This is a genomic window from Paenibacillus methanolicus (assembly GCF_008124765.1).
In the GTDB taxonomy this organism is placed as follows: Bacteria; Bacillota; Bacilli; order Paenibacillales; family Paenibacillaceae; genus Paenibacillus_Z; species Paenibacillus_Z methanolicus.
The window spans coordinates 1,146,728-1,157,640 of sequence record NZ_VNHS01000001.1 but is presented as its reverse complement, the minus strand read 5'-3'; the positions used below and the strand labels follow the sequence as shown (position 1 = coordinate 1,157,640).

Below are 10,913 nucleotides of genomic sequence, written 5' to 3'. Positions count from 1 at the left end.
CCGTCGCCGCTTGGCAGCTTCGGATGGATGTCGCGCGAAGGAGATTCGACGCAACCCGAAAAATATACAAGAGATACGAAAGAATAGGTTCTAACAAAAAACGGAGGGACTTTCTATAATCAGACGTAGCGACATTACGACCAAAGGTGGGAAAGGCATGAACGGCTTCGTCCGTTATTTACCGAGAACGGGGCTTGCGGTCTGCGCGGCGGCGATTCTGCTCGCAGGTTGCGACAGCGGTCCGTCCGGCGGAGAGGCTGACAACGCGGTCAAGGGGGCTTCTGCGAATACGGAGAAGATCGCCGCCGAAGATGCTTACACGCTTACGTTCTTCACGAACAACTCCGATCGCGCGGTCGGTCAGGGCAAGATGGAACAGGAGCTGATCGACGCATACATGCGGGACCATCCGAACGTGACGATCGAAGTGGAGACGCTGTCGCCCGATCCTCAGTATCAAGACAAAATCAAAGTGTACAACGCTTCCAACAAGCTGCCGGACATCATTAGTTCCTGGGGGAACACGAGTTTCCTGAAACCGCTCGTCGAGAGCGGGGCGCTTGCCGAGATCGACCGAGGGGAGCTTGGCGAGCATCAATTCGAAGCGGCGGCGCTGGATTCTTACAGCATCGAGGGGAAGCTGTACGGCTTTCCGCGCAACTCGGATTTCTGGGTGCTGTATTACAACAAACGGATATTCGCGGAGAACGGGTTAGCTCCGCCCGCAACCGAAGCTGAACTGATGAAGGTCGTCGACGTGCTGAAGGCAAAGGGGATCGTGCCGATCGCGATGGACGGGCGGGAAGCCTGGACGTCCGGCATCTGGTTCGATACGATGCTGCAGCGCGTGACGGGGAGTTGGGATATGGCTGCCCAAGCGATGGCGGGATCGGGAAGCTTCGGAGGCCCCGAGACGATAAAGGCGGCCAAAGCGATGCGGCGCTGGATCGAGGCGGGGGCATTCGGCGACGGGTTCCTCAATCAGGATTACGGCGCGGCGCGCAATCTGTTCGGGCAAGGGAAGGCGGCTATATTCATGATGGGCGAATGGGAGATGGGCATGTCGGCCGACGGCAGCTTCCCCGCGGACGTCAGAGAACAGATCGGCGCGATTCCGCTTCCGTCGCTCGAAGGCGGCAAAGGCACCGCGAAGGATTTGACCGCCTGGTTCGGCGGCGGGTATTCCGTGTCCGCGCAGTCCCCGCGCAAAGCCGAAGCGATCGCGTTCTTGAAGTGGATGTTCCGGCCGGACAATTGGGCCAAAGGGGTCTGGCAGAACGGCATTGCGTTCCCGGCGCAGCGATACGAGGGCTTCATGACCGGCAGTGAATCGGAGCTCCAGCGCGAATTGAATGAAATCTATAACGGCGCCTCGAGCTACAGCGGCACGGTCTCGCAGGACAAATTCACGTCCGAGACGCAGAAAACCTACTACGACGCGCTGCAGAAGCTTGAAGGCGGCAGCTTGAGCCCCGAGGCGTTCGCCTCCGCGATCGCTGCCGCCGCCGGCAAATCAACCGCCGAATCCAGATAAGCGGAGACGGCGCGTAGGTGTAGATCTTCGGTATTAACGGCATGTTTGTGCGCCTCTTCGCTGTGAAGAGGCGTATGGCAGGCCGTCACATACATAGGCATAGGACGGTTCAAACGTCTGCCGCCGATTTTACTGTAATCGTTTACAACGAATTGGAGGGATAGCAACTTGAGCAACTGGAGCAAGATGAACAACGTGAATAGCATAAGAAACGCGCGAAGAAGCATCGCGTTAACGGCTTCGGCCTCGCTCGTCTGGTCGATGCTGGCAGGCATCGCTCCCGCGCAGGCCGAAGCGGCGGAAACCGCCGCGCTACCGCTGTATTTGCAGGCGAAGGCGCCGGTCGAGCAGCGAGTATCCGACCTGTTGGGAAGAATGAATTTGGACGAGAAAGTCGGTCAGATGGTGCAGGCGGAGCGGGCTTCCGTGACGCCGCAGGACGTGCGCGATTATTACCTCGGCTCGGTGCTTTCGGGCGGTGGATCGTTCCCGAACGGCAAGCAGTCCGATAGCACGCGGGAGAAGTGGGCCGAATTGGTCGACGGTTATCAGACGGGGGCGATCTCCACGCGGCTTGGCATTCCGATCCTCTATGGGGTGGATGCCATTCATGGCAACAGCAACCTAATCGGAGCGACCTTGTTCCCGCACAATATCGGACTCGGCGCGACGCGCAACGCCGCGCTCGTGGAGCAGATCGGGGCGGCAACGGCTTCGGAGGTGAAGGCGGCGGGCACGAATTGGGCGTTCGCGCCGACGATCGCCGATCCGCAAAATATCAATTGGGGCCGCACGTACGAAGGTTTTGGCGATAACCAGCAGCTGGTCGCCGAGATGGGTGCCGCATTTGTGAAAGGCTTGCAAGGCGAGTCGAGCGGCGAATTGGCCGAGACGGATCGCGTCGTCTCGTCCGTAAAGCATTTCTTGGGCGAAGGCTTAACGGACGGAGGCGCGAACCAAGGCGATATTACCGGCATGACCGAAGCGGAAGTCGCCGCGCTGAACCTGCCGATGTACAAAGCGGCGATCGACGCCGGCGCGCGCACGGTGATGGCTTCTTATAACAGCATTAAAGGAATTAAGATGCATGCGAACAAACGGCTGCTCACCGATCTGTTGAAGGGGACCGGCGATGGCCAACTCGGCTTCACGGGCTTCGTCATTTCGGACTATAACGCGGTGCAGCAGATTACGAAGGATTGGGAAGGCAATGCCGTCAGCGGGTTGAAGAATCAAATCGGCGTCGCGGTCAACGCGGGCGTCGACATGATGATGATGCCGACGGATTGGAAGTCGACGATCGATCATTTGAAAGCGCTTGTAGGCGAAGGCGCGATCACGCAGGAACGGATCGACGACGCGGTTACGCGCATTCTTCGCGTCAAATTCGAATCGGGCGTGTTCGAGCATCCGATGACGGATCAGAGCTTGGCCGAAGACTTCGGCTCGGATGCGCATCGCGAGCTCGCCCGTCAAGCGGCCGCCGAGTCGCTCGTGCTGCTGAAGAACGATAAGCCGAAGGATAGCGAAGAGCCGATCATGTCGCTGCTAGCCGGCATGGAAGATATATTCGTAGCGGGCAAGAGCGCGGACGATATCGGTCTGCAAGCCGGCGGCTGGTCGATCTCGTGGCAGGGCGCGGCCGGCAAGACGACGGAAGGCACGACGCTGCTTCAAGGCATTCGCGAAGTAGCGGGCGACTCTAAGAAGATCACGTACAACAAGCACGGACGCGGAGCGGCCGGACATGACGTCGCGATCGTGTTCGTCGGCGAGAAGCCTTACGCGGAGAGCAACGGCGACGCGCTCAACAAGCTGCAGCTGGATAACGAAGACCTCGCGACGCTCGACAACGTGAAGTCGTCCGGCGTGCCGACGGTCGTCGTGCTCGTATCCGGGCGTCCGCTCATCGTGAACGATCGCTTGGGCGACTGGGACGCGCTCGTGGCGGCTTGGCTGCCGGGCACCGAAGGCGCCGGCGTCGCCGACGTATTGCTAGGCGACAAGGATTTCGCGGGCAAGCTGCCGGTCCGCTGGCCGTTCTATACGGAGGCGTATACGAATCCGGCGGCGGGCAAATCCAATCTGGACCCGCAATACGTGCTGTTCGATTACGGCTACGGGCTGACGAAGGCGCAAGAGACGCCTGCCTTGAAGCCGGTTCCGGCGAAGCCGGGCGATAACGCGCCTTACGTGAAAGTAGAGGCCGAGAGCTTCACGGCCAAATCCGACGGTTTGAAGACGGAGAATACGTCCGATACGGGCGGCGGCCAAAATATCGGGTACACGAGCAAGGATCAATGGCTCGAATATCGGATTAAAGTGGAGACGGCCGGCACTTACGATATCGATTTCCGGTATGCGGGCGGCGAAGCGAGCATCACGAACTCCGGCTTCCGCGTGCTGAACGCGGCCGGAGCGACGCTCGGCACGCTGAGCGGCATCGGACATACGGGCGGCTGGCAGACGTGGAAGACGGCGACGCTCAAGGACGTGGCGCTGGAAGCCGGCGAGCAAACGATCAAGCTCGTCCTCGTCGACGGCGGCTTGAACTTCAACTGGTTCGGCTCCGAAGGCTTCGTGCCGGCACCTCCGGCAACCGGCGGACCGGGCGGCGAGATCGAGCCGCAAGCGCCGGTCGAAGGCGGCGTGAAGAAGGTGGAAAGCTGGATCTCCACCGAACGCGACAGCCAGAGCATGAAGTGGTATTACGCGCCGCAATGGCAAGCCGGCGACGAAGCCGGCCAATTGACGAAGCGCGACGAGAACCTGGACTTGACGGCGATCGGCGACGACGCGGACGTTACGACGATCAAGATCAATCCGTCGAAGACCTATCAGAGCATGATGGGCATCGGTTCATCGATGGAGGAATCGACGGTCTACAACCTGATCAAGATGTCGCCCGCGAAGCAAGACGAACTCATCAAGAAGCTGGTCAACCCGGACGACGGCATCGGCGTCAGCATGACGCGCGTGACGATCGGAACGGCGGACTTTACGGCGCGGAAGTTCTATTCTTATGACGATATGCCGCTAGGGCAGACCGACACGGCGCTCGCGAACTTCTCGATTCAGAAGGATATCGACTTCGGCATTATCGACGCGCTCAAGCGCATTCTCAAGCATAACCCGAACATGCAGTTCTTCGCGTCGCCTTGGAGCCCGCCGGGCTGGATGAAGACGACGGACAGCATGATCAAGGGCTCGGTGAAGGACGAATACCTGCCGGTGCTCGCGGACTACTACGTGAAATTCATCCAAGCGTACAAAGCGCAAGGGATCAACATCTCCGCGATGACGCTGCAGAACGAGCCGTTGCTCGAGATCGAATATCCGAGCACGAAGATGCCGTGGCAGCAGGAAGCCGAGCTGGCGAAGCTGCTCAGCGCGAAGCTGAAGGCGGCGGGGCTCGACGTGAAGCTATGGATCTTCGACCATAATTTCAACGACACGATGAGCTATCCGGCTCCGCTGCTCGCCGACTCGGCGAACCGCAAAGCGGTGGACGGCACGGCGTTCCACGATTACGGCGGCGAACCGACCGAGATGTCTCGCCTGCACGACATGTATCCGGACGAGAATATCTACTTGACCGAACGCGCCGTATGGGGAACGACGGGCGCTGACCGGATGGCGCAATACTTCCGCAACTGGGCGAGAAGCTACAACTCGTGGGTGCTCATGCTCGACAGCGATATCAATACCCACCAATGGGTCGGCACGCCGGATCCGACGATGATCGTTCAGGATTCCGGCAATCCGGAGAACTACTGGCTGACGCCGGAATTCTACATGCTGGGCAACTATACCAAATTCGTCAAGCCGGGCTACATCCGGATCGACAGTAATTATGGCTCGAAGGACAGCGTCACGAACGTCTCGTTCATGAGTCCGGACAAGAAGAAGATCGTCACGGTCGTCATCAACCGTACCGATAAGCAGCAAACGTTCAAAATCGTCAGCGACGGTACCCAAATCGCCGATACGATCCCGGCGAAATCGGTCATCACGTACCAATGGGACCGACTCGCGACGGATGAATTCGAACCGGCGACGATATCGGCGAATCCGGCCGCGCTGCCTTATAACGTACATGACAAGGAAATTACGCTGACCTTGGACGGCGGGACCTTCGTAACGGAGAAGCTCGGCGAGATCACGCTGGGCAGCGAAGCGCAGGCGATGGGCATCACGATTGGCAAGGTAACGTACGACGGGCAGAAGTCCATCGGGCAACCGAGCAGCATCGCCGTCAACGCCGGCGAGGAGCAGGTAGCGGAAGCGCCGGTCGGTGATGGCTCGGGCGATGAAGCGGCGCAGGGCGAACAACCTGAAGTAGGAGAAGACGATGCATCGACGCCAGCCGAAGATGCGGTGGCGGGCGAAGTCGCGGATCCGGCCGAACAATCGGTAGCCGGCGCAGAGGAAGCCGCTCCGGAGACGGAAAACGTTAACGACGAGACCGCCACGACAAGCGAGCAGGCAGCGCCGATTGCAGGTGTAGCTGCTCCGACAGCAGAGGAGGCAGCAGGGGATGACGCAGCGCAAGCCGCACCGTCTGCGGAAGAAGATGCCGCATCCGCGGATGTTAACGAGTTAGCGACCGCGGCGGCATTGGCAGCGGAAGGCCCAACCTCGATCCGCATACAATTGCTGTGGGACAACACGAAGCCATATTATGCCAACACCAAGCTTAACATTAACGTCCCGGCTTCGGCTTATCGCAGCGACTCCGGCGGGGCTTCCGGCCTGAACGAGGCGCTCATCGCATCCGTCATGCTGGAAGGCACCGGTTATACGACCGAGCCGATCGATATCGGCGCAGGTCCGGTCAACGCGAATCAATACTATCAATTGTCGGGCACGTCGATCGCGGACGCGGGCACCGCGAACGCAAGGCTGAACGGCTTCGCGACCGGCGATTGGGCGGATTTCAAAATCAACGTTCCGGCGGCGGGCAAATATGCCGTGACGGCGCAAGTGGCCTCGCCGAACGGCGGCGGTTTCATGCTCCAATCCGACGGAGGCACGCTTGGAACCTACGTCATCCCGAACTTGTACGGTTCCACGGCATGGGTCGGCGCACGGCTTAGCGTGGAACTGAAAGCCGGCGTACAGACGCTGCGCGTGATGGGGATCAGCGGCGAATTCGACGTGAAGTCGATCGCGTTCGAACCTTCGGCGGTTCATCAAGCGAATAACGAGAACAAACTCCATATTGAAGCCGAGCAATTCACGGCAGCAGGTCAACAGGTCATTCAATACGGCAGCAACCGCACGAATCTCGGCTACACGGTCGCGGGCTCGACGTTTGATTACGCGGTCGACATTCCGGCGGACGGCTATTACAAAGTAACGCTGCAATACGCGACGCCGCAGGGCGGGGTATCTGCCGCAATCACGGCGAATGACGCGGCGATGGGATCGTTTGCGTTGCCATCGACCGGAGGCTGGGAAGTCTATAAGACCGAGTTTGGCGTCGTTCACCTGAATGCAGGCGTCCAAACGCTTCGCATTGCGGACAACGGCGACGGCTTCAACCTGGACTGGCTGACGATCGAACCGGGCGAACCGGTCGCGACGAAGCAGCAGGCGGCAACGCCGAAAGCCGTATTGAGCAGCGCTTCGAACGGTGCGAAGCAAGTCGCGATCAGCACGGCGACGATCGACGCAAAGATCCATTATACGACCGACGGAACGCTGCCGACGGCGGCTAGTTCGCAATATGCCGGTCCGATTGTACTGATGGCAGATACGGTCATTCGCGCGATTGCCGTCAAGGACGGCATGACCGACAGCTATGCGGCTTATTTCTCAACGGTGCCGGTCTCGGGCATCAAGCTCCAACCGATTGAAGTGACGCTCGGATCGAAGCAGCGGCTTGTACCGGTTTTCCGTCCGGCAATCGTGTCGAACGACGCGGTGACTTGGTCCACGAGCAATCCGAGCGTGGCGACGATCGACGGAACGGGCCAAGTTACGGCGCTTGCTCTAGGAACGACGACGATTAAAGTTATTACGCAAGACGGCGGACGGGAAGCGACGGCCGAGCTGAAAGTCGTGAACCAATCGACAGGTCCTGTAACGGTTCCTCCGGTTGCGGAGACGGAGAAGCCATCGTCACTCCTTCTTGAACCAAAGGTTGACGCAAGCGGCAACGCGGTCGTAACCATCTCGGTCGATCAAGTGAAACGCGCGTTCGAACAATTGGCGAATAAGCAGCTGGTCGTGCAGATCAAACCTGCCGCCGGCTTGAAGCAAGTAACCGTTGGGCTTCCTATTCAAGCCATTCAAGCGAATCAAGCGATTGCCGAAATCCGGTTCGAGACGGAATTGGGCAGTTTGACCGTAAACAAGGCAACGCTGACGGGCGCCGACGGCAAGTCGCCGGAGCGCATCCAGTTCACCGCGAAGCTGGCCAGCGTCGAAGGAACGCAGTTGAAGTCCGGCGTTAGCTACGCTTTCGCTCTGCAAGCGGATGGTAAGGCGATTACGGAGCTTAGCGGCGGCAACGCCCGAATCGCGTTCCCGTATTCGCTGCAAGCAGGCGAGAAGCCGCATGCGGTCGTCGTCTACGCAATCGACGAACAAGGCAACGCGGTACTCGTGAAGAACGCCAGGTTCAATGCCGATAGCGGTCTGGCGCAAGTCTCGACCGGTAGTTTGGGTCAATTCGCAGCCCTTTACGCCAATGTGACGTTCAGCGATGTTCGTCAGGCGGTATGGGCGCAAGAAAGCATCGAAGCTTTGGCCGCCAGAGGCGCGATCAACGGAATCGGCAACGGCCAATTCGCGCCAAACAGTGAAGTGACGCGCGCCGCCTTTATCAAGATGATGCTCGAATCGTTCGCGTTCGGCAGCGGCCAAGGGGAAGCGAAATCCTTCTCCGATGTCGGCAGCGAGGCATGGTATGCGGATGCGGTCGCGCAAGCGCAAGCGCTCGGACTCGTGCACGGGAAGCCGGACGGCACGTTCGGCGCGAACGAAGCGATCACCCGCGAAGAAATGGCCATGATTTTGTTCCGAGCAGCCGAGCTTCTGGAGCTTGCGTGGTCCAATGAAGCGGAAGACGGCACGTTCAAGGACGAATCAACGATCGCGGGTTACGCGAAGGAAGCCGTCGATCGGATCCAAGCGGCAGGCTTGATGAAAGGACTGCCGGATGGCAGCTTCGGGCCGAAAGTCACGGCATCGAGAGCTCAAGCGGCGTCCGTGATCTACGCGCTGTTTAAGCGCGGCGAATAATCGAATTATTGCGAGCGAACAGTCTTGCTTTGGGCGAATCCGAAGCAAGGCTGTTCTGCGTTCTTGCGGTTTCGTTTCGGATCTGGACATGCGAGGTATAAATGGAGGGCAGGCATCGAATATTAGGAACGTCCGGGCGAATTACGACAGAGCCGAAAGGATGGGAACTATGGGAAAAATCGCATTGACGCTTGTCATTATCGGCGCCATCAACTGGTTGCTGGTAGGCTTATTCGAGTGGGATCTGGTATCCGCCTTGCTGGGCGGGGAAGCGTACCGCGAATCGTCGATGATCAGCCGTATCGTGTACAGTCTTGTCGGTCTTTGCGGCTTATACAGCCTGAAGTATTTATTTATGGACGAGCATCGCGCCAGATCCTAGATCCGCGCGCCGATTACGCATGGAATAGCAAAACAGCCCAGACTTCCGTCCGGGTTGTTTTGCTTGGAGGGCCTTAAATAATCTGATCCTGATCCTGCTTGCGGTGCTCCACTAAATCGATCGCGCCGAGCACGATATGCGCCGCGCCGAAACCCATGATCGCGGTCGCGACTTGACGGTTCTTCCCAAGCAGCGCTGCTCCGGTTGCGGTAACCGCCGTTCCAAGTACAGCAGGAATAAGTCCTTCTCTCATCTTGAGCAGCTCCTCTCGGATATAAAGGGATTCGGAATCGGAATTACGCTGCTTATTATCGGACCATACGGCGGGAATCATGCAGACGTCACGCTGGATTGTTTTAACCTGTCGGGCGCATGGTAGCGCTGATAACAAAGGATGAGGATCAGCGTTATTTCCACTACGTCGCCCCCATAATACATCATGCGAGCCGCGAATTCGGCTTGGTCCGCAGGCACGCCCGCAGGCGGGGAAGCGAATAGCCCCTTCGACAAAATGCCGTGACCGGCCATCGAGATAATTAGCCAAAAAATGCGGTTGCAAAATCCCCAATCATGCATCCAGCGGTCATGACGCAGCACGCTTGCCGTGAAGAGATATCCCGCCGCTGGGAAGTGAACATGAACCGTGGCATACAGTACGGGTAATTCATGCATCGCCGCGTATAGAGAGGTTCGATACAACGTCCACATACTACCGACATTCACAATGGCGCCGACGGCCGGATGAACGATAATCCGCATGACCGGCCGCTTGAGTAGACGCATGAACGATCTCGCGACAGGCGCTGGGAGCGACCGCAGCAGCAGCGTAACCGGAGCGGCGTAGACCAGCAGCAGCGGAACAAACATGCCGAGCAGAAGATGGGCGACCATGTGTCGGGCAAAACCGTTGCTCCCTTGAAAGATAAGCGGCGATACGCATGAGCCGGCGGCGAGCGTCATCCCCGCGTGCCAGCATAGCGAACGGCTTGCAGGCCAAGGTTTGGCATACTTACGGTTGGCCGCCAATACCAAGGCAGCATAAGCGAAGGATAAGAGGAAATACGCGATGGCCAGCATTAATGATACCTGAGCGACATGCACCGCTGACGTGCTTTGTGCATGATGATGCAGCGATGCCGTTGCGTCTGTTGGCGAAGTAATCATTGTTCCGCTCCAGGATCTCCGTATCGCTCGGCGGGAACTCGTCGAATAATCACGGCGCCCGCAAGCAGCATCACGGCGGCGAACGCGTTCCAGACGATATCGTATACGGCGATATCCGGCACGTATCGAATCTGATGCAATCGCATCAGTTTATGCTGAATGAGGCCGTCATACAGCTGAAAGGCGCCGGCCCCCATCAAAGCAGCTCCAAGCCATCGAGGCTTGTTCCATTCTTCGCGGCGTCTAAGATCGGCCAGTTGGAACAGGGAGATAATCGTCGCGAACCAACTAAACGCATGGAACAAGCCGTCGGACGCGAGTCCGATGTTCGACGTGGCCTTGTCATAGAAGTGATGCCAATGCAGGAGCTGATGAAAGACGGTTTCGTCGACGAACGCGACGAAACCGAGACCGAACAGACAGCCTGACAACAAATTTCGGTCTTGACGCCGCGAAGATGGCAATGGCGCATGAGTTGGCATCCGTAAGTTTCCCTCCCCGTTCGAATCGAAAGTATTCGCTTCTTTCTTTGTTTCCTCCCAACGCGGGCGCTATTCACCGCATGTGCATTTTCCTGATCGTTTC

Annotated in this window: 6 protein-coding genes; 3 read left to right on the top strand and 3 right to left on the bottom strand. The window is 58.6% G+C overall.

Translation table 11 applies throughout. The features are described from left to right. Window positions 1-157 precede the first annotated feature (157 nt). From BCM02_RS04460 to BCM02_RS04450, 3 genes are all read left to right on the top strand, one after another. The gene (locus BCM02_RS04460; RefSeq protein WP_148927808.1) at window positions 158-1,534 is read left to right on the top strand and encodes an ABC transporter substrate-binding protein; all 1,377 of its coding nucleotides are present in this window, start codon (window positions 158-160) and stop codon (window positions 1,532-1,534) included. Window positions 1,535-1,702: 168 nt separating this feature from the next. Next, entirely contained in the window at window positions 1,703-8,782 is a 7,080-nt protein-coding gene (locus tag BCM02_RS04455) for a glycoside hydrolase family 3 N-terminal domain-containing protein (RefSeq protein ID WP_148927807.1), read from the top strand. 169 nt (window positions 8,783-8,951) lie between these two features. Further along, window positions 8,952-9,164 carry a DUF378 domain-containing protein gene (locus BCM02_RS04450; RefSeq protein ID WP_148927806.1) on the top strand — a complete coding sequence of 71 codons (213 nt, stop codon included), beginning with the start codon at window positions 8,952-8,954 and terminating at the stop codon, window positions 9,162-9,164. A gap of 73 nt (window positions 9,165-9,237) precedes the next feature. Here BCM02_RS04450 and BCM02_RS04445 read toward each other — a convergent pair whose 3' ends face one another. The 3 genes from BCM02_RS04445 to BCM02_RS04435 all read right to left on the bottom strand — a co-directional run bounded on the left by BCM02_RS04445 (window position 9,238) and on the right by BCM02_RS04435 (window position 10,810). Next, complete coding sequence (locus BCM02_RS04445; protein ID WP_148927805.1) at window positions 9,238-9,417, bottom strand: asparagine synthase; 180 nt, start codon at window positions 9,415-9,417, stop codon at window positions 9,238-9,240. 77 nt (window positions 9,418-9,494) lie between these two features. Next, entirely contained in the window at window positions 9,495-10,328 is an 834-nt protein-coding gene (locus BCM02_RS04440; RefSeq protein ID WP_148927804.1) for a cytochrome c oxidase assembly protein, read from the bottom strand. Continuing rightward, window positions 10,325-10,810, bottom strand: coding sequence for a DUF2243 domain-containing protein (locus BCM02_RS04435; RefSeq protein ID WP_148927803.1), 486 nt, complete (start codon window positions 10,808-10,810; stop codon window positions 10,325-10,327). The genes BCM02_RS04440 and BCM02_RS04435 overlap by 4 nt, the downstream gene beginning before the upstream one ends. Between the last annotated feature and the right edge of the window lie 103 nt (window positions 10,811-10,913).

Coding starts and splice junctions, on each gene's coding strand:
- BCM02_RS04460 (WP_148927808.1), top strand. CDS start 158: ATGAACGGCTTCGTCCGTTATTTACCGAGAACGGGGCTTGCGGTCTGC.
- BCM02_RS04450 (WP_148927806.1), top strand. CDS start 8,952: ATGGGAAAAATCGCATTGACGCTTGTCATTATCGGCGCCATCAACTGG.
- BCM02_RS04445 (WP_148927805.1), bottom strand. CDS start 9,417: ATGAGAGAAGGACTTATTCCTGCTGTACTTGGAACGGCGGTTACCGCA.
- BCM02_RS04440 (WP_148927804.1), bottom strand. CDS start 10,328: ATGATTACTTCGCCAACAGACGCAACGGCATCGCTGCATCATCATGCA.
- BCM02_RS04435 (WP_148927803.1), bottom strand. CDS start 10,810: ATGCCAACTCATGCGCCATTGCCATCTTCGCGGCGTCAAGACCGAAAT.